General features: G+C 63.7%; 10 protein-coding genes and 1 CRISPR repeat array (1 of these 11 cut by a window edge). Of the genes, 4 read left to right on the top strand and 6 right to left on the bottom strand.

Annotated elements, in window-relative coordinates:
* Positions 1-8,495: a CRISPR direct-repeat array (repeat unit 28 nt; unit sequence TTTCTGAGCTGCCTGCGCGGCAGCGAAC); it begins 1,134 nt to the left of the window's first position.
* A gap of 131 nt (positions 8,496-8,626) precedes the next feature.
* Genes cas6f through csy1 form a run of 4 tightly spaced genes read right to left on the bottom strand, consistent with a single transcriptional unit; the run spans position 8,627 to position 12,588 of the window.
* On the bottom strand, positions 8,627-9,193 hold the full coding sequence (gene cas6f / locus ASG75_RS14150) for a type I-F CRISPR-associated endoribonuclease Cas6/Csy4 (protein ID WP_056390872.1): 567 nt from the start codon (positions 9,191-9,193) through the stop codon (positions 8,627-8,629).
* A gap of 5 nt (positions 9,194-9,198) precedes the next feature.
* Positions 9,199-10,224: a type I-F CRISPR-associated protein Csy3 gene (csy3, locus tag ASG75_RS14155; protein ID WP_056390874.1), complete on the bottom strand. Its 1,026-nt coding sequence runs from the start codon at positions 10,222-10,224 to the stop codon at positions 9,199-9,201.
* 19 nt (positions 10,225-10,243) lie between these two features.
* Positions 10,244-11,218 carry a type I-F CRISPR-associated protein Csy2 gene (gene csy2 / locus ASG75_RS14160; protein WP_056390877.1) on the bottom strand — a complete coding sequence of 325 codons (975 nt, stop codon included), beginning with the start codon at positions 11,216-11,218 and terminating at the stop codon, positions 10,244-10,246.
* Entirely contained in the window at positions 11,215-12,588 is a 1,374-nt protein-coding gene (csy1, locus tag ASG75_RS14165; RefSeq protein ID WP_056390880.1) for a type I-F CRISPR-associated protein Csy1, read from the bottom strand. Before csy1 ends, csy2 begins: the two co-directional genes overlap by 4 nt.
* Positions 12,589-12,872: 284 nt before the next feature.
* Between csy1 and ASG75_RS14170 the strand changes: the two genes are divergently transcribed.
* Together ASG75_RS14170 and ASG75_RS14175 are read left to right on the top strand one after the other, a co-directional pair.
* Entirely contained in the window at positions 12,873-13,127 is a 255-nt protein-coding gene (locus tag ASG75_RS14170) for a hypothetical protein (protein ID WP_056391360.1), read from the top strand.
* Positions 13,124-13,540 carry a type II toxin-antitoxin system VapC family toxin gene (locus ASG75_RS14175; protein ID WP_056390883.1) on the top strand — a complete coding sequence of 139 codons (417 nt, stop codon included), beginning with the start codon at positions 13,124-13,126 and terminating at the stop codon, positions 13,538-13,540. The genes ASG75_RS14170 and ASG75_RS14175 overlap by 4 nt, the downstream gene beginning before the upstream one ends.
* Before the next feature lie 12 nt (positions 13,541-13,552).
* Here ASG75_RS14175 and cas3f read toward each other — a convergent pair whose 3' ends face one another.
* On the bottom strand, positions 13,553-16,978 hold the full coding sequence (gene cas3f, locus ASG75_RS14180; RefSeq protein WP_056390885.1) for a type I-F CRISPR-associated helicase Cas3f: 3,426 nt from the start codon (positions 16,976-16,978) through the stop codon (positions 13,553-13,555).
* Positions 16,975-17,949, bottom strand: a complete 975-nt coding sequence (gene cas1f, locus ASG75_RS14185) for a type I-F CRISPR-associated endonuclease Cas1f (RefSeq protein WP_056390888.1) — start codon at positions 17,947-17,949, stop codon at positions 16,975-16,977. Before cas1f ends, cas3f begins: the two co-directional genes overlap by 4 nt.
* A gap of 285 nt (positions 17,950-18,234) precedes the next feature.
* Here cas1f and ASG75_RS14190 point away from each other — a divergent pair, with 285 nt between their 5' ends.
* Together ASG75_RS14190 and ASG75_RS14195 are read left to right on the top strand one after the other, a co-directional pair.
* Positions 18,235-18,531 (top strand): LysM peptidoglycan-binding domain-containing protein, encoded by a 297-nt coding sequence (locus tag ASG75_RS14190; RefSeq protein WP_056390894.1) that lies wholly within the window; start codon positions 18,235-18,237, stop codon positions 18,529-18,531.
* A gap of 15 nt (positions 18,532-18,546) precedes the next feature.
* On the top strand, positions 18,547-19,062 hold the full coding sequence (locus ASG75_RS14195) for a hypothetical protein (RefSeq protein ID WP_056390897.1): 516 nt from the start codon (positions 18,547-18,549) through the stop codon (positions 19,060-19,062).
* Positions 19,063-19,248: the final 186 nt, after the last annotated feature.

The following is a 19,248-nucleotide window of genomic DNA, read 5'->3' on the forward strand; positions in this document are numbered from 1 at the left end:
GTTCATTTTCTGAGCTGCCTGCGCGGCAGCGAACGGCTCCGTCGTTTATGGCTCGCTGCCGTTCAATTTCTGAGCTGCCTGCGCGGCAGCGAACACCAGGACATTGCCGATCGCGGCGGCGGGCATTTTCTGAGCTGCCTGCGCGGCAGCGAACACCTGGGCCTGTTCCAGATCTGCGACCAGACCTTTCTGAGCTGCCTGCGCGGCAGCGAACGCGCAGGCCAACGAGGATGCGCGCAACGCGCATTTCTGAGCTGCCTGCGCGGCAGCGAACAACAGCGCGCGCGCGGCCGGCTGCAGCGTGTCTTTCTGAGCTGCCTGCGCGGCAGCGAACCAATGGCGGATGGCGCCGGCAAGGTTGGCCTGTTTCTGAGCTGCCTGCGCGGCAGCGAACGCCATGGGCGTCATCACGGCCTTCCTCGAACATTTCTGAGCTGCCTGCGCGGCAGCGAACGGTAAACGTGGCACACCAAGGCGGCGATGCTGTTTCTGAGCTGCCTGCGCGGCAGCGAACTCAACCTCAACTCCAACTCGGTCAAGATCGACTTTCTGAGCTGCCTGCGCGGCAGCGAACGGCGATGACGGCGTTGCGGCCGGCTTGGTACTTTTCTGAGCTGCCTGCGCGGCAGCGAACGATCAGCACCGCCACAATCGCCAGCGGCGTGATTTCTGAGCTGCCTGCGCGGCAGCGAACTCCACGACCTGCGCGCGAAGGCCGGCACCGACTTTCTGAGCTGCCTGCGCGGCAGCGAACGGTTCATGGGTGGATGGCCAAGCCTATGACTTTTTCTGAGCTGCCTGCGCGGCAGCGAACAGGGTGTCGCGCGGCGCCTCGATGGCCAGGGTTTTCTGAGCTGCCTGCGCGGCAGCGAACGTTTCAACGACATCCGGGGCCAAGGATTTGCTTTTCTGAGCTGCCTGCGCGGCAGCGAACGCATCAACTACACGCTCATGGTGTCAAGTGGATTTCTGAGCTGCCTGCGCGGCAGCGAACACGACCGCGCGTCGTGGCAGCCTGGTCGACGGTTTCTGAGCTGCCTGCGCGGCAGCGAACCCGCGCATGCCGGCGGCACGCGGCAAAGTGCATTTCTGAGCTGCCTGCGCGGCAGCGAACCGTGGCTGCACATCCCACTCGCAGGGCAGGAATTTCTGAGCTGCCTGCGCGGCAGCGAACGAAGCGAAGCAGCTCGAAGGCGAATTGACGTTTTTCTGAGCTGCCTGCGCGGCAGCGAACGGCGGGCACGCGCACCTGCGTGCGCATTTCGTTTTCTGAGCTGCCTGCGCGGCAGCGAACGAGATCCACGGCATCACCACCGAGCGCGCGATTTTCTGAGCTGCCTGCGCGGCAGCGAACCGCACGCGGCCGTCTTGGGCGTAGAGAAACATTTTCTGAGCTGCCTGCGCGGCAGCGAACATGCCCCAGCCGGTCCAGCCAGCGGTCCACCATTTCTGAGCTGCCTGCGCGGCAGCGAACCTTCCGCTGGCTCGCCTGCAACTGCACGAGCTTTTCTGAGCTGCCTGCGCGGCAGCGAACGAAGGCTTGTGGGACGGGCGTTCCGGGGCAATTTTCTGAGCTGCCTGCGCGGCAGCGAACTTGATCGTGCCATCGGACATCGGCCGCTTGATTTTCTGAGCTGCCTGCGCGGCAGCGAACACGGTGAACGCCAGCGTGCCGGCCGTGCCGGCTTTCTGAGCTGCCTGCGCGGCAGCGAACTTCGCAGCCGATGCCACGCCGGCATCATTCGCTTTCTGAGCTGCCTGCGCGGCAGCGAACCAACGGGGTCGGCGGCAGGTGGATCAGTAGACTTTCTGAGCTGCCTGCGCGGCAGCGAACACGGCTGCGGTCATCACGGGCGTGAACAAGCATTTCTGAGCTGCCTGCGCGGCAGCGAACGCGCTGATGGACAGCTTGCGGCCGTCGGCGGTTTTCTGAGCTGCCTGCGCGGCAGCGAACAGGTGGTTGCCCATCACTCTTCTCCTGCTGCGTTTCTGAGCTGCCTGCGCGGCAGCGAACCTCGCCTTCAACCGCCGCCCGGGTCACCACCGTTTCTGAGCTGCCTGCGCGGCAGCGAACATGGACGCTCTGCTCAACAGCTTCCTGATCGATTTCTGAGCTGCCTGCGCGGCAGCGAACGAACACCAAGCGGTCGTCGATCGTGGTCTTGTCTTTCTGAGCTGCCTGCGCGGCAGCGAACCCGGTCTATGCCTCGGCGCAGGACTTCGCAGCTTTCTGAGCTGCCTGCGCGGCAGCGAACGAGCTGGAGAACACCACCATGCCACCGTTGAATTTCTGAGCTGCCTGCGCGGCAGCGAACCGGGCCAAGTCGCGGGCGTTCAACGCCTCGACTTTCTGAGCTGCCTGCGCGGCAGCGAACTCGTTGCCATAGTCGCGGCAGCGCCTGACCCGTTTCTGAGCTGCCTGCGCGGCAGCGAACGACTTCGAAGTAACCGACTGGCACGTGCTGCCTTTCTGAGCTGCCTGCGCGGCAGCGAACGGTACCGGGTGCTGGTACAGGCTCGACCATTTCTGAGCTGCCTGCGCGGCAGCGAACGCCGCGCTGATCCGCCACAGCATCGCCAAGAATTTCTGAGCTGCCTGCGCGGCAGCGAACACCAGCTGCACCAGGAAGCCAAGCTGCTGGCTTTTCTGAGCTGCCTGCGCGGCAGCGAACCTGGTGCAGGCGCGGCATGCGCTCGTCGCCGCCTTTCTGAGCTGCCTGCGCGGCAGCGAACATAGCGACGGCCAGGGCAAGCGCGGACGTGCATTTCTGAGCTGCCTGCGCGGCAGCGAACACGCCGGCGGCGACAGGTGCGATGAACAACATTTTCTGAGCTGCCTGCGCGGCAGCGAACATCGTCAGCTCGCGCTTGAACCGGGTGAAGGTTTTCTGAGCTGCCTGCGCGGCAGCGAACATGGGGCACGCGCAGCCATCTGAATGAACGATTTTCTGAGCTGCCTGCGCGGCAGCGAACCCGAACTCCACTAGCTCGGCCGGCTGGGTGCCTTTCTGAGCTGCCTGCGCGGCAGCGAACGTGGTCGGATCGTCGCTGTGGACGCTGCTGCTTTTCTGAGCTGCCTGCGCGGCAGCGAACAGTTCGACGTGGCACCGGTGGGTGTGCTGATTTTTCTGAGCTGCCTGCGCGGCAGCGAACGCCCAGCGCGCCCTTGTCGGCCCGGCTCAGGTTTTCTGAGCTGCCTGCGCGGCAGCGAACGGCCGACTGAGCCTGCGCAAGGCCTTCATGTCTTTCTGAGCTGCCTGCGCGGCAGCGAACCTCAACAAATACATCGGCAGCCAGAACATCTGTTTCTGAGCTGCCTGCGCGGCAGCGAACGTGCTGCAGCGGTTGCCGGTGGGCATGACGCTTTTCTGAGCTGCCTGCGCGGCAGCGAACCTGCCCACATCGGGGATCGCGCCGAGCGTCATTTTCTGAGCTGCCTGCGCGGCAGCGAACACCCCATGAACCGATCCACCATCATCCACATCTTTCTGAGCTGCCTGCGCGGCAGCGAACTGCTCGATCGCGGGGTGGTGCCGGAAGAGTTTTTTCTGAGCTGCCTGCGCGGCAGCGAACCGCGTCGTGCAGGAAATCGACGTCCTGAACATTTTCTGAGCTGCCTGCGCGGCAGCGAACATCGACAGCGGCGCCCGCCCCATCGCCACGGCTTTCTGAGCTGCCTGCGCGGCAGCGAACAGTCGCGAATGATCTGTTTGCGATCTTCCTTCTTTCTGAGCTGCCTGCGCGGCAGCGAACCCTGCTTGACGGCATCGACCCGCTCGACGCGCTTTCTGAGCTGCCTGCGCGGCAGCGAACTTCGTGGCCGCGCTGCTATAGCCGGTGTTCGTTTTCTGAGCTGCCTGCGCGGCAGCGAACAGCGTCCGTTTCGTCAGATTCTCGGGCGGATCTTTCTGAGCTGCCTGCGCGGCAGCGAACGGCCAGGGTGAGGCGGTCACGCTCTACGTCGATTTCTGAGCTGCCTGCGCGGCAGCGAACGCCAGCACGCCGGGCGCGAACGCGGTGGCCCATTTCTGAGCTGCCTGCGCGGCAGCGAACAAGCGCAGCGCTACTGGCGCGCGCAGCGTTCGTTTCTGAGCTGCCTGCGCGGCAGCGAACTGGCGTGAGTGCCATGACGACGTGGCGGACACTTTCTGAGCTGCCTGCGCGGCAGCGAACGCTCGCGCCTGCCAGCATTACGACTTCGTAGATTTCTGAGCTGCCTGCGCGGCAGCGAACGTTGCGAGTGTCAAAGCAAGCCGTGAGCGGATTTTCTGAGCTGCCTGCGCGGCAGCGAACTGAAGACGATCATGCGAACGCTCCCTGATCGCTTTCTGAGCTGCCTGCGCGGCAGCGAACGACTTACGAGCGGAAACGCCAGTCACCTGATCTTTCTGAGCTGCCTGCGCGGCAGCGAACGGTCTGCCGCGATGGCAATGAGCCATCTTTCTTTTCTGAGCTGCCTGCGCGGCAGCGAACGCGACGAACGTAAAGGCATCGCGGGAGAAGTTTTTCTGAGCTGCCTGCGCGGCAGCGAACGTCTGACGGCCACGAAATGCCCTTTCGCCATTTTTCTGAGCTGCCTGCGCGGCAGCGAACGTCGGCCCGCACTGCTCGCGGAGCCACCTAACTTTCTGAGCTGCCTGCGCGGCAGCGAACCGCACATTCCCGAACTGCGAGTGCCCGACAAATTTCTGAGCTGCCTGCGCGGCAGCGAACAGTTCACGTTGCTGGTGCGCGTGCTGCCCGCCTTTCTGAGCTGCCTGCGCGGCAGCGAACAAATCAGCTACATGGGCCTGTGCACGCTCGCCTTTCTGAGCTGCCTGCGCGGCAGCGAACGTGTTCGAACTCGTCGAGGTGGATCAGATCCATTTCTGAGCTGCCTGCGCGGCAGCGAACTCAGCCTGCAAGGTGCGATCGCGGTGCGACCATTTCTGAGCTGCCTGCGCGGCAGCGAACTCGTGGTCGAACCACTTCGCCTGCCGAAACTCTTTCTGAGCTGCCTGCGCGGCAGCGAACTGTGCCCACGGCGACGGCCGAGGGCGTCAGCATTTCTGAGCTGCCTGCGCGGCAGCGAACGTGATCCGGCGTGCGGTGCGGTAATAGTCGAATTTCTGAGCTGCCTGCGCGGCAGCGAACGACCCCTGGGATCCGCAGCAAGCCGCGCTGGCTTTCTGAGCTGCCTGCGCGGCAGCGAACGGCGCGGCCGTAAGGCTTCCAGGCGTGCGACTTTTCTGAGCTGCCTGCGCGGCAGCGAACGCGACCAGCTTCAGTGCTGCATTGTTGATGTCTTTCTGAGCTGCCTGCGCGGCAGCGAACTCGCGCAACACCTCGCCGGTGACCTGCATGCCTTTCTGAGCTGCCTGCGCGGCAGCGAACTATGCGTCCCATCCTTCGGCGCCGTCTCGATATTTCTGAGCTGCCTGCGCGGCAGCGAACGGGTTTGCGCTTTCCGCACCACTGGCATTGCCTTTCTGAGCTGCCTGCGCGGCAGCGAACCCGGCCGGGTGGGTGATCTGGCGTTGGTTCATTTTCTGAGCTGCCTGCGCGGCAGCGAACTTGTACGACGGCACCGGCATGGCCAGCGGCGTTTTCTGAGCTGCCTGCGCGGCAGCGAACCGCACGTCTTGCTGGTAGCTCGCCTCGGGGTTTTTCTGAGCTGCCTGCGCGGCAGCGAACGACTTCAAGGCCACGTTCAAGCGCATCGACAATTTCTGAGCTGCCTGCGCGGCAGCGAACGCGCGCCGGGACTCGCACGGACTTTCTCCATATTTCTGAGCTGCCTGCGCGGCAGCGAACTCGCCGGCGGCGACAGGTGCGATGAACAACATTTTCTGAGCTGCCTGCGCGGCAGCGAACATGGAGAAATCGTCTGGTGCCATGGCCATGCTTTTCTGAGCTGCCTGCGCGGCAGCGAACGCGGCGAGGTCGACCATTCGGCTGATCTTGGTTTTCTGAGCTGCCTGCGCGGCAGCGAACGCCGATGTAGGTTTGCCGCAGCGCGCTGGTCATTTCTGAGCTGCCTGCGCGGCAGCGAACGGCGAGCAGGTCAGCGTGTGGAACCAGGCGCTTTTCTGAGCTGCCTGCGCGGCAGCGAACCTGCCCGGCGCCGCTGCTGCCGTGGCTGGCGTTTTCTGAGCTGCCTGCGCGGCAGCGAACATCGGTTGTCCACCCGGCCGCATTCCTCGGTCTTTCTGAGCTGCCTGCGCGGCAGCGAACTTCATGCCGCGGTAGCCGTCGATGGTCTCGTCTTTCTGAGCTGCCTGCGCGGCAGCGAACTCGGCGGCGGCCAGGCGAGCGGCATCCTGCTCTTTCTGAGCTGCCTGCGCGGCAGCGAACTGTAAGGGCAGGCGCAGGCGCCGGGATGGCTGTTTCTGAGCTGCCTGCGCGGCAGCGAACAGTTGGTCAATGGCCGATGACCTCACCGCGCTTTTCTGAGCTGCCTGCGCGGCAGCGAACGCCAGCAGCGCGGCGGCTACGTCGGCGGTGCCTTTCTGAGCTGCCTGCGCGGCAGCGAACCCGCACTTGACCACCCACGGGTGCTCGGCGTTTTTCTGAGCTGCCTGCGCGGCAGCGAACGTGGCGTGGCCGGAAGCATCGACGCCGACGTTTTTCTGAGCTGCCTGCGCGGCAGCGAACGCCAGGCTGGCGGTGCCGCCGGCGGGCAGCGATTTCTGAGCTGCCTGCGCGGCAGCGAACACGTCGCGGCTGATGCCGGTGACGCCGTTGATTTTCTGAGCTGCCTGCGCGGCAGCGAACCTTGCCTCCACCGGAGTTGGCCTGGACCAGTATTTCTGAGCTGCCTGCGCGGCAGCGAACGAGTTGCCGCTCGATGCGCAGGGCAATGTTCCTTTTCTGAGCTGCCTGCGCGGCAGCGAACATGCGGGCGGCAACGAGATCGGCACGACGTTATTTCTGAGCTGCCTGCGCGGCAGCGAACTGAGCCACAGTTCAAAAGTGCCGGGCACGCCGTTTCTGAGCTGCCTGCGCGGCAGCGAACATGCCCTTCGGGGTGGCCGGCGCTTCGGCGCTTTTCTGAGCTGCCTGCGCGGCAGCGAACTCCCCACCAGCGGCACGGGCGGCGGTGGTGGTTTTCTGAGCTGCCTGCGCGGCAGCGAACGTGTCTCCGGTGATCGCTATGGCTGGCCCCTTTTTCTGAGCTGCCTGCGCGGCAGCGAACGATGCTTGGCGTGCTTACCGTCGTCATCGTTCTTTCTGAGCTGCCTGCGCGGCAGCGAACGGTGTGGATCCAGCCGTAAGGCGCTTCGAGCTTTTCTGAGCTGCCTGCGCGGCAGCGAACAGGGCGGCGCCGGCGTCGTCGCTGAGCCAGGCTTTCTGAGCTGCCTGCGCGGCAGCGAACGCCATCGGCGACAACAGCCCGCTCAACGAAAATTTCTGAGCTGCCTGCGCGGCAGCGAACGTTACATCGGCCGCACCGATGACTTGCCCGCCTTTCTGAGCTGCCTGCGCGGCAGCGAACGATCGCGGGCTCAAGACGCACATGAGCAACGCTTTCTGAGCTGCCTGCGCGGCAGCGAACTTGCACCATTCGCAGGTGATGCGTGGCGCGTACTTTCTGAGCTGCCTGCGCGGCAGCGAACGCGCCGATCCCGGCACTGTTCGGCCGTAACAATTTCTGAGCTGCCTGCGCGGCAGCGAACGATGATGTACGCGCGCTTCTGCGCTTCCGTCATTTCTGAGCTGCCTGCGCGGCAGCGAACGATCTGCATGCGCAGCGCCTGCTTCGCATCCGTTTCTGAGCTGCCTGCGCGGCAGCGAACTCAGCGACGTGCTGATTCTTCTTCGCCTTCTCTTTCTGAGCTGCCTGCGCGGCAGCGAACCTCGTCCATCGCCTTCGAGACGGCAGGCATCATTTCTGAGCTGCCTGCGCGGCAGCGAACCATCGCCGCGCAAGGCACCTGCACGATGTCAATTTCTGAGCTGCCTGCGCGGCAGCGAACTGCAGCCAGCCGGCGCGAACGGCTACCTCGGTTTTCTGAGCTGCCTGCGCGGCAGCGAACAAGGCGATGAACCCGGCGCACATCGTCTATGATTTCTGAGCTGCCTGCGCGGCAGCGAACTTGCTGCGGTATGTGCACCTGTTACGCGAGCGTTTCTGAGCTGCCTGCGCGGCAGCGAACAATGTCGTCTCGAACGTGACGCAGTCCGTCAATTTCTGAGCTGCCTGCGCGGCAGCGAACGTGATGGCCTCGATTTCTTCAGGGTCGATCATTTTCTGAGCTGCCTGCGCGGCAGCGAACGTGAAGCGGATGCTGGACGGCCGCGTGCACATTTTCTGAGCTGCCTGCGCGGCAGCGAACTTCTTTATCGCCTGCAACTGGGCGTAGCGCCCTTTCTGAGCTGCCTGCGCGGCAGCGAACGAGGCGTCGACCGAATACCTCGCCAACTCGCATTTCTGAGCTGCCTGCGCGGCAGCGAACACGAAGGTGACCATCGAGGCGCCCAACATTCATTTCTGAGCTGCCTGCGCGGCAGCGAACTAGGGCTCAACGTGGCCAAGTATTTGATGAATTGGCGATAAAGGCAAAAAAAAGGCGGCTGCCCCTTATTGAGAGACGAGCCGCCAAATCATTGATTTTTCGATTGTTGGATAGCAGGGCAGGAAAAAGGGTTAGAACCAGGGGATTGTCGTGGTTCCACCCAGGCCATAGCTGTTGAAGCTGCCGGGTGTCGCGTCGACAGCGAGCGGGCCGAGCGTGATGAACAGGCAGAACGGCTGTCCGGTGCTGTGGCTGCGCAGGTATACGTAGGGAAGATTGGGGCGATGCTCCATGCTGGATGGAATGGCCTTGGCTGCTTGTTCCTCCGTTTCTCCCTTGCGGCGCATGCGTCGCCTGCGCAAACGCTCGGCGCTGGTCTTGAATTGCTTGCGTTGAACGGTGCGGTGCGATGCACCTGCCGGTACACCGGCAATCTCGGTCATGCGGACGTGATCGCGTACGCCTTTGAGCCAGTCTGCTTGCGTCAGTTGCTGCAGTGCGTGGTCGCTTCCGTGCAGACGCAACGTGGTACCCAAAGTACGTGGATTCATGGTGTAGCCCGGGAAACTGATCCCGATGTTGTCCAGTCGATGTTGCACCAGGGTGAGGTGCAACCTGTTGTACAGCGCACCGAGCAACTGCGGTGCGCTGGATTCTGGATCGGGTCTGACGCTGATGTCGATGTAGTGCGTAGTCATGGCGGTCAGCCTGCTTCGCCGAACACACCGCCGCGAATGAGTGTGGCGATGACGTAATGCTGCTGTTCCGCTTCCGGTGCCTTGTCCTTGATGATCCAGTTATCGAGGAGGTTGTAGAAGTCGGCCTTTTCCCTAGGCTGACGGTACGCCTTACCCTGGGTGGTGACCGAACCGTAGGGCTCGACGGCGATGGGGCCGTTCGCAGCCGCTTCGGGATACCAGGTGTCGATGGTGCGCAGGGCATTGCCGACCTTTTGCGAGTGGATGGCGGCCACGCCGTCGACGTCGTACAGCGTCTTGCTCTTCTTGCTGGAGCCCTTGTCGAGGATCAGCTCCTGCGAGGGGAACACTTCCTGTCCGGCGCCGATGCGTACGAAGGCGGTGACTTGCAGCAGCACGCGAGCCTTGTCGGCAAGGCCGTCGGCGATCAGCGAGGCCAACTCGGACAGTGGCTGGGCTTCGGCGGAAGGCACTGTGAGATCGAGCAGCGAATGGGTCAGCGCATCAAAGGTCCAACTGGTCTTTGATTGGCCGTTTTCGATGTGGGCCACGGTCACTTCCACCTGCTCGGCACCGATGCGGTTGCGCCACAGGAAGCGGCCGTTGGCGAGGTTGACAGCGTAGCGGCGGGCCAGCTCAGCAAAGCCGTGCTGCTGCACGTAACCGCCCACTGTGGCCAGCAGTTTCTGCCGGTAGGCGGCATCGTTGCAGGCGGAGGGTTGGCCGGTACCGGCCAGCACGCGCAGGGTGAACTGCACCTTCAGCGTGTCGGCATTGGCGGGCAGGGTGGCCACGTCCACGGTTTGCAGGTTGGGATTCTGGATGGCGGCATCCAGTTTGGCTGGGTCCTGCGCACCGCCCTTCAGGCGGTTGGAGATGGTGCCGCGTACGGATTTTTCGCGCAGCGTGATCGGTGCCCAGTTCTGCGACTCGCTGCGCGCGGCCCAGTTGCCGCCAGACAGCAGGGCATCGGAAGGATCGAGCTTGCGCTCGAAAGCGAGGACGGAAGCGGTCTTGAGTTCGTTGGCCATGATGGAATTCCTTGTCGTGTCAGAGAGTGGTGTCGACGAAGCGATAGTCGTTGCGGCAGCGGTACAGCCCCTCATCGGGACGGCTGTCTGCGTACCAGAGCAGGTCTTGCGGTGCGTGCAGGCGGTGCGGGCCTATCCATTCGCCCATCGAATACAGGCTTTCGACGAAGCGGAAGGGCGTGGTGGCGTCGCGCGCATTGGCCACGCTGCCGGCGTCGTGCAGTTCGCCCAGTGCGCCGTAGCCGACCGGGATGGGCACCACCCAGCCCGAGCCTTTCTTGCGGTCGCTTTGCCAGCCATCGTTGCCGGCGTTGGCCTTGGTGTCGTAATGCCAGTTGATGCGCGAAAGCGAAAGCCACGCATCGAGACGAGAGGCTTGCGGCGACTGCTTGCGCAAGTCCTTCAGGCGCGCATCGGTCAAGTCATCGCGGGCCACCAATGCCGAGCCTGGCAGCAGGCGGGCACGAAGCTTGCGGAACTCCCTGGCCTGGTCGTCGCTGTCGCCAGTGAAGTTGGCCAGCCACGGGCGATGGCGCGAGGTTGGCGCTTGGGTGGCTGGCAACAGCGTGCCGCCGGCAATGCGCATGCCCTGCAGCAGGTCGAGGATGGTTTTCAGGTCACGTTGCTGCGCGTCCTGATCCCACGGCCCGGCATTCACCGCCAGCACCAGGCTGAGGTCGAGGTGGATGCGGCCTTCCTCGACGATGGCGGTGGTACTGCCGTCCTTGCCCACCGGGTTGCGGGTGAGACGGAAGCTTTTGACGAAGCCGCCCTCGGAGGTTTGCTCTTGGCGGTCGTGGCAGACCACGCCCACGGCGCCGAACTCCAGATCCAGCCCGGCCGCGCGGGTCTTGCGTTCCAGCGCCCATATCAGGCCCAGAAAGGCGGTGATGGACGGGAAGCCGTGGGTCAACGGGCTGGAGACGGCGTTGGCGTTGTGCACCTTGAGGTGCGGCAACACCAGCAGGTGGGTGAAGTGCGGAAGCGAGCTCATGCGGCACCTGCCTTGGCACGGCGTTGCCGGGGGATGGGCCAGGCAACGTCGAGGATGGCGTTACTGGCAAAGTGGCGCATCTCCGCTTCGCCCAGCATGGCCAGCTTGTCGCTGCGCTTGCGCAACTGGCCGTTGAGCCAGAGGCCGAAGCGGGTGGCTACTTCATCGGCCCAGTCGCCGCGTGCATAGGCATCGTTGAAGGCGAGGTCGGCTTCGCGCCAATCCGGGTGCTCGGGGTCGTCGCGTTCCGGCAATTCAGTACGCTCCGGATCGAGCCAGAGTTGTTCGCACAGAAGCAGATGGCAGTCGGCGTTCCGGGTCCAACCGGCGCCGCCACGCCCGCGCACGTCCGCGCCGAACAGGGACAGCGCTTCGGTAATGTCTTGCAAGAAAGCCATTACCCGGTCGCGGGTTTCCTTGTTTTGATCCGGGTCAGCCTTGAGGAAGTCCGCAAGCCCGCGAACGAGTTGGCGAACCTCATCGAAAACGAGGAACGTGCCGCGCTTTTCGTCGAATACCGATTCGAGTTTGAGCAGATTCACGCCGTCGCGCGGTTTCCACGCTGGTGGCGGCAGCGAGGCCAGCAGGTAGTTCATGCCGCCACGTTCGCTGTTCAGTTGCGAGATGTTCTGCGGCTTGGTACCGCCCAGCTTGCGGGCGACGAGGTCGCGGTAGTCGTGATAGGTGGCATCAGCCGGCTTGTTGTCGCGCTTGGCTTGTCGCGCTTCCTTGTTGGCTTCGCCAAAGCGCGCATTTTGAATGTCGGCGTGTACGGCGTGGGCTAGCGAGCTGGAAAACATCGGCTGCAGCAGGTGGTAGTGGGCATCATCCTGCGGGTCTTCACCGGTGAGCCAGTAGAGCTGCTTGGCCATGGGGTGACTGGACGGCTGTGGTTCCTCGCGCACCAGCGAGGCGAAGGCTTTCATCCAGGCTTCGGCCTGTTCGGCGTCGTCGGAGAGCGCCTCCTGCAGGTCGGCATCACCAGCTTGCATCCAGTCGAGCAGACGCTTGCCTTCGACGTCGAGCTTGAGCAGCTTGAACACATCCAGCGCGGCGGCGTTGCCCACCACATCCTCGGCGTAGTCCATGCCCAGGATGTGGCTGCCGATCTCCGTGTGTTGCGGCAGATGGGATGGAACGATATGCAGGCTGCTGCCGCGCGCGTCCGGGTGGGTGGCCTTGAGCACGTGGGTCACGGCTTGGATCTGGCCCACCCGTCGCGCCGCATCGGCTAACCAGGTGGCGTAGTCGTACTTCGATGCCGTGTCGGCATCGTCGTCCTTGCCTTTCAGCTTGGCCGAACGCCTGACCTCGATAAAGCCGGTGATAGCCGACTGGAACAGCAATTTTCGATCCGTAGAAGTGTGCATCCCATCCCCTCATTTTCCACTTGAGCACTAAGAGGTACTGAACTTCAGTCTCATGGCGCGCGACGCGAGCCATCGGTTGACACCGAGAGGCATCGATCTCATCCTATAAGTGGCTTATAACCGTGATGCTGATTAATGTAAAACTCTCTATGGCAACTACCGAGCAGGTAGCTCAGAAAGTGACTCTGATGAATGTTCGTCTGCGTCTGCTGCCGTATAGGCAGCCCGTGTCCTCAGAAGTGATTACAATGCAATCGTTGCAATCACTTCTGGAGGGCTTGCCCATGGCCACCATGACCATTCGAAATCTGGACGACGATCTGAAGGCGCGCCTGCGCCTGCGGGCGGCGCGACACGGGCAGTCGATGGAGGAGGAGGCGCGCAGCATTTTGCGGGCCGCCTTGGCGAACCGTGTCGAAGACGATTCGGGTGCGTCGCTGTATGCCGCCATCCGCGCCCACGTGGAACCTTTCGGGGGTGTCGACCTGGAATTGCCACCGCGTGAGCCCCAACGTGATCCGCCGGACTTCGGCGAGTGATCGTGCTGGATACCAACGTGCTGTCGGAGTTCATGCGCCCGCAGCCGGACGAGCGGGTAGTGGCATGGCTGAAGCAGCAGACACGCTCGAACCTGTTCACGACGGCCGTTACGCGCGGCGAGATGTTGTACGGGGTGCTGATCCTGCCCGAAGGTCGGCGCAAGACACGCATGCACCAGGAGGTCGAGGCGATCTTTGCCGTTGACATGGCGGGACGCGTGCTGCCTTACGATGAGGCGGCTGCCGATGCGCATGCCGCCATCGCTGCGGCGCGGCGCGTTCAGGGGCGTCCGGTTGAGCAGTTCGATGCGATGATCGCGGGTATCGCGCGCTCGCACGGAGCCACACTGGCCACACGCAATGTGCGTGATTTCGAAGGTTGCGGCATCCCCTTGATCGATCCCTGGCATTGATCTGCCTCAGCGTCATTTGGTGAAACCCAACCACGGGTGCCAGCGCCAGCCTTGATGGTTCTCTTTGAGAGATGGCACTTCCACGGTGGTGAGCCGGCGGGCGGCGAGATCGAGCGACAGGTCTTGCGCTTCGGCCTGTTCACTCACCAGTGACGACAGGTCGAACTCGCCCCAGCAGCTGATACCGAGTGCAACATTCAACGTGATCTCGTGAAGCAGCTCTCTGGCGGGGACATAGAGTTTCTCGCCGCGCCTGCTGCCCGGCGCGTCTTCCACGCGGTGCGGAAGCAGATTGTCTTCGTCCTCATCGGGCAACCATGCCAGCGTGGTGCCAGGCTGCTCGTCGTGGCGAAACGGTTGCTGTTGCGGCAGCACGCCGATCAACGCGGCTTGCGGGTGTTGCCAGGCCGCGGGCGCGTAATCGCGTTCCAGTCGTGGAGCTGGTGCGGCGCTACGGCGTGCCGAGCGGGTGGCGGGTGGCGGTGGTGCCGGCAGCATGGCGGCGCGGATGCGTGCCTGCTCCAGATCGACCCAGCGTTCGCGTGGCTGAAGTTCGGTGGCGCGCGGCAGAATGCGCGGCTGGGCGTCGAGGTGACGGTATTCATCCTCGGCCAGCAGCATGCGCAAGCTGTGACTGGTCAGCAGGAAGCGGCCATGGTCGCGATCGGTCTCGAAGCCGGGGCGGGCGAATACCGGCTGGCGTGCATCACGCTGCTTGATGCCTTTGAGGTTGGTATCGAACACCAGCACGTTGGGTGCCTGTGGTGGTTTGCGGCGGTGGCGCTGCACGCGGCCGGCAAGCTGGATCAGCGAGCGCATCGAAGAAGGTTCGGCCAACGCCCAGTCGGCATCCCAGTCGCGGCCGACTTCGCACACTGGCGAGGCCAGCACCACGAACAGGTGCTCTGGTTCGGGATGCGCATCGAGCGCGTGCCGAATTTGCGGCAGTTGCCACACCGCATCTTCGTTACGGCGATTGAACGTGGCATCAAGCATGGTCTCGATCGCCGAGCGCTGCGCCAGCGGAAAGCGGGCGTGGTACACGCACAGGTGGATGCGCGTGCCTTCCGGCGCGGCATGTGTATAAAGCGCGCTGGCCACGTCGAAGATCGGATCGATGTTGGCCATGCGCACAAGGCCGAAGCTGACGCGTTTGCCGGTGAGGGGATCGGCGTGGGCGTGATCGCGATGCAGGCGCAGGCAGGCGTCGCGCACCTGGCTGGCGAATTCGGCATGGATGCGCTCGGGCTGTTGGGCAGCGGTGTCGACCGGCAGCAGTTCCGCGAGGCGCAGGGGTTCGGCGGATTGCAGCTTGCGCACGCGGCGCTCGACGAAGCATGCATGGGCGGCGGCGAAGCCCCCATCGTCGGCAAGGGTTTCGATCTGGGGCGAACCGAATTCATCCGTCCAAAGGCAGGGTACTTCGACGGGCCGCTCGCTGCCGCCGCCATCGCGCCCGCGGTTGCGCTGGTAATGGCGACGGCCGGCGCGATACGCCATGAACATGCCTTCCACCAATGCCGGTGGCAGGGTCGCGGAGGACAGCACCACGCGGCTGCCGAGCATGCCGGCCCAGTGCATCAGGCGGGTCAGCGCGGGCAGGTCGTCGAGGTCGTAATCATCCAGTTCGTCCAGCACCAGGTCGCTGCTCATCAGCCGCAGCATCGGTGCGATCTGGCGGCCGGCGCGCAGCGATTCGGTGGCCGGTGCAAGGTGATCGACGGTGCACACCAGCATCGGCGCGGAAATCAGCTTGCGAATCTCGGGGTTGGCCAGTGCCCGCGAGAGCAGCGGGTGGTCAGCCACATTACCCTCGTAGAGCACGTGGCTGTCTTCCTCGATCAGCGCCTGCACGGACGCCGAGCCGCTGGCCTCGGCTTTCGCTTCGTAATGCTCGAACAGGGCACGGCTGGCCGAGCCGCCGACCAGCACAGCCAGCTCATCGTCGTTCAAATGCAGGTCGTGGCGATAGCTACGCCCGGTCTGCAGGGTGAGGGTGCGCAGGCCCAGCGCGTAACTCACTCGCAGGCCCAACTGCGGGTCGGCCAGGGCGTAGAGGATGCGGGCGTTGGCCAGCGTCTTGCCACAGCCGGTGGAGGCCATGTTGACGACGAAGGCACCGTGTTCGCGCGCGGCCTCGCGCAGGCTGGTGGCCGCATCGAAGGCCTTGTCCTGCCAGGCAAAGCGCGCATCGCTGCTGCGCTTGCGCAGGCCGCGATGGTTGGCCAGTCGAGGCAGGTGGCGTTCGAAATTGGGCAACGCGTGGGCGATCAGGCTGGCGGTATGACCTACGCCGAGGAGATGTTCCAGCAGCGACTGGTTCATCACGCCGGGGCGCAAAGTATTGGCAAACACGGTTTGATCGCGCTGCACGAAGCGTAGGCGCTCGGCCACCGGCTTGCCGTCCTTGTCTACACCGAGGCTGGAGTAGTGGTGGTCGGCCAGCATCAGGCACAGGCGCGAAAGGTGCATCACATAGGGATTGCCCAGCCAATCCGCGTCGTGGCGTGACTTGAGATCTAGCAATGCCTTGGCGACGCGGCGCGCCTGAGCTCGCCATTCGGGCGCAACCGCCGGTAGTTCTCCAGCCAGTTGCCAGTAGGGTTGGGTTTGCGCAGGCGTGGAGCGTTGGTCGATTTCGTTCCAGTCGTGGGCCACCCTTGCCAAGGGTGTCTCCAGCCAGGCTGGCTCGAAGCGTCCCGCACGTTTTCCCAGCCAGTCCTGGCCGCTGCCGTCTTTCCTGGCCTCGGGAATGACCGGCAGACGGTGATGGGTGACGATCAGCCAGCCAATCGCGGCGGCCAGCGGTGCATGTGCTGCGAGATTGCGAAATGGATGGCGCTCGATGTTCTCATCCAGGCCGTCGCGCAGATAACGCCCCGATGCGGTCCAATCTGCTTCGCTGCCTTCATCCGTGCTGGCCAGCCGTGCGAGCCAACTTCCGTCGTCGTCGCCACCTACGAAGGCCAGGAACAGGCGCAGCGAAACCCATTCGTGGCGATAACGGTTGCGCTCGTCGAGCCTGTCTTGCAGGCGTTGCTGGAAGGCCACGCTGGCCTTGCCGAGGTCGTGCAGCAGCGCGGCCAGCTGTGCCAGCAGGCGGATATCCTGTGCGCTGTGCCAGTCATTCTCATCGCCAGCACGTAACACGTTGCGCACGGTGGTATTGGTTGGCACGGCACCTTCGATATTGAAACGGCTGGCGTTGCCGACGATCCACAGCAACTCACTATGATCACGGCCACGAATCCAGTGGCAGGCCACCGCCGTGTTCTTGCGCGCAGTCTTGCGCAGCAGCTTGTGCAAGGTGTCCAGGCCGGCTTCGGTGATCGGCGTTTGCCAGGTGCGATCGCCGCGACGTTCGGCAAACTGGTCGAGGATGCGGCGGGTTTCGGTCAGCGCGCGCTTGTCGCACTGGCTGATCAGCAGGATGTTCATGTGGCCAGCGCTGCCGTGTCGAGTGCCACGGTTTTCACCGTATCGATCATGAAATCCAGCGATTCGCTACGAGTCAGCGCTTCGATGCATCCCCGGCGGAATTCCTGTTCGTCGTCGCCGCGCATGGCCGAAATGAAGGCCTGCGGAAGGATGCTGGCGTCCTTGACCAGATCGGCGACATCGAACACCAGGCCGCCGCGACGGGTCTTGCCGTGCAGGATGGCCAGCCCGTGCGGCAGGCCGAGCACCCAAGTGGCGGTGGCACCGAGACCGTAGGCGAGGTAATTGCCATGATCAAGGAAGCGATTTGCGGGGTCGGTACCACTGCCGCGCTTGGCGCGGGTGAAATCGCCGTAAGCGACGGTGTCGACCGCGAGTTTGAATAAGGCCTTGGTGAGGCGTGCTTCCTCGGTCAGTAGGCAGGTATTGTCCTGCGCGAGATCGATCTGACGTCGGGTGCGTTCCAGTAGTCCGTCCAGACGACCAGCGTCAACGGAAAAGCCGGCATCCCGTAACGCGCGCTGCTGCCACTGTTCACGGATTCGCGCGGCGCGGGCGTGCTGGAAAGCTTTGGCCGCAGCGAGACGTAAGTCGTCGTTGAACCAGAACCGTACCCAAGCCTGTAGGTATTCGGTAGGCCGGTATTCGCTCTGCGGCGAGAACCAGGCGACTTCGATATCGATCTCATTCGCGCTGAACAAGGGTGTTCCGCCGCCGCCACAAAATCCGACCAATACGCCGGCTCTGGCCAGTTCACGCATCGCCGCTTGGGTCACCGAAGTCCCGGTGCCTAGTAACACAGTCGTGGTATTGGCGATCGGGATATTCCAGTACAGCGACTGTTTCCCCTGATCGGTTACATACTCGACCCGGCCACCGTTTACCAATATGCGGCAGTGCTGCAGGTAGTAAATGTTGGCGCGCTTTGAATGCAGTATCGACTTGAGATCGGTAGGTCCGAACTCGTCCATATCGATTTCCCCCGAATGTCGCGAAGTGAGCGCATTTGGTTGCGCTCACGACGCGAAGACTGCGCGCTTTGCATCTCATATATCAAGAATATATAGCTGCAGGTCAGTTCATATGCCCTTCCTGGCGCCTTCAGCTGCCGTGCCGACGACCGGGCCGGCCACGCCATCCACGGCATCGTCGGCGCATACGTGGTCACCCAGCTGAATGCTCCGGCAACGCAATCACAAGCCGTTAACCGCAAGCTGGTTATCACTGACTCCTCTTCCGAGACGGAGTTGCGTGCGATGAGCAACGGGACCAGCAAACCGGATTTTTCCGATGTGCAGGGCGGGGTGAAATCCACCGCGCCGGATGCGCCGCCCAAGGCGGATTTCAGTGACGTGCAGTCGCAGGTCAGTTCGACCGCCGACGCGGCCACGACCTACACCGTGGTGGCAGGCGACAACCTGTCGAAGATCGCCAAGCGCTTCTATGGCAGCGCGAATGCGTGGAAGCGGATTTTCGACGCCAACCGCGACCAGCTGACCGATCCGGATCGGATCAAGCCCGGCCAGACGTTGAAAATTCCCGCCCAGTCCTGAAGCAGGAGGTACCCCATGAAGATGACTCGCCAACCCTTGATCCTCGCCGCATCGCTGGCCGCGATGCTGGCTTTGAGTGCCTGCGGCAAGAAAGATGAATCGGCCGCGCCGGCTCCGTCCGCCACGCCGCCTGCCGCGACAGCACCGGCGCCCGCACCTGCCGCCACGGCGGCGACGGGGATGCCGGCGAGCGACATGCCTGCCGCCGCGGTCACGTTCGGCTCGGTCGAGCTGGGCTCGACCGTCGACGCCGGCAACAAGATCCTCGCCAGCGGCACCAGCTTCGCGCCGACCGACACCGTCTACGCCTCGGTCGACACCAGCGGCAGCGGCAACGCCACGCTGGCGGCGAAGTGGGTCTACCAGGACGGCCAGACCGTGCATGAGGACAGCAAGACCCTGAATGCCATGGGCCCGGAGACCACTGCGTTCATGATCAGCAAGCCCAGCGGTTTCCCGGCCGGCAACTACAAGGTCGAAATCTCGCTGAATGGCAGCCAGGTCGCCAGCAAGGATTTCTCGGTGAAGTAAGTCGCTGCGGCGATGACGGATGAAACGCGAGGGCGCGGCCATGCCGCGCCCTCGTCGTTTTGCCTCGCGTGGCGTGCCGTACGTCGCCGCATGTTGCCGCATGGCCGCAGCCGCGCTTTCCCCTCCCCGACGAAAACGCGACAATGGGAGGCTTGTATCAAAGGGCCGCGGGTATCAAGCCGCCCG

Origin of the sequence: Rhodanobacter sp. Soil772, assembly GCF_001428385.1 — a bacterium.
In the GTDB taxonomy this organism is placed as follows: domain Bacteria; phylum Pseudomonadota; class Gammaproteobacteria; order Xanthomonadales; family Rhodanobacteraceae; genus Rhodanobacter.

Excerpts from the sequence above, each read along its gene's own strand:
- csy1 (WP_056390880.1), bottom strand. The coding sequence starts at position 12,588 with ATGCACACTTCTACGGATCGAAAATTGCTGTTCCAGTCGGCTATCACC.
- csy2 (WP_056390877.1), bottom strand. The coding sequence starts at position 11,218 with ATGAGCTCGCTTCCGCACTTCACCCACCTGCTGGTGTTGCCGCACCTC.
- cas3f (WP_056390885.1), bottom strand. The coding sequence starts at position 16,978 with ATGAACATCCTGCTGATCAGCCAGTGCGACAAGCGCGCGCTGACCGAA.
- cas1f (WP_056390888.1), bottom strand. The coding sequence starts at position 17,949 with ATGGACGAGTTCGGACCTACCGATCTCAAGTCGATACTGCATTCAAAG.
- cas6f (WP_056390872.1), bottom strand. The coding sequence starts at position 9,193 with ATGACTACGCACTACATCGACATCAGCGTCAGACCCGATCCAGAATCC.
- csy3 (WP_056390874.1), bottom strand. The coding sequence starts at position 10,224 with ATGGCCAACGAACTCAAGACCGCTTCCGTCCTCGCTTTCGAGCGCAAG.
- ASG75_RS14170 (WP_056391360.1), top strand. The coding sequence starts at position 12,873 with ATGGCCACCATGACCATTCGAAATCTGGACGACGATCTGAAGGCGCGC.
- ASG75_RS14190 (WP_056390894.1), top strand. The coding sequence starts at position 18,235 with ATGAGCAACGGGACCAGCAAACCGGATTTTTCCGATGTGCAGGGCGGG.
- ASG75_RS14195 (WP_056390897.1), top strand. The coding sequence starts at position 18,547 with ATGAAGATGACTCGCCAACCCTTGATCCTCGCCGCATCGCTGGCCGCG.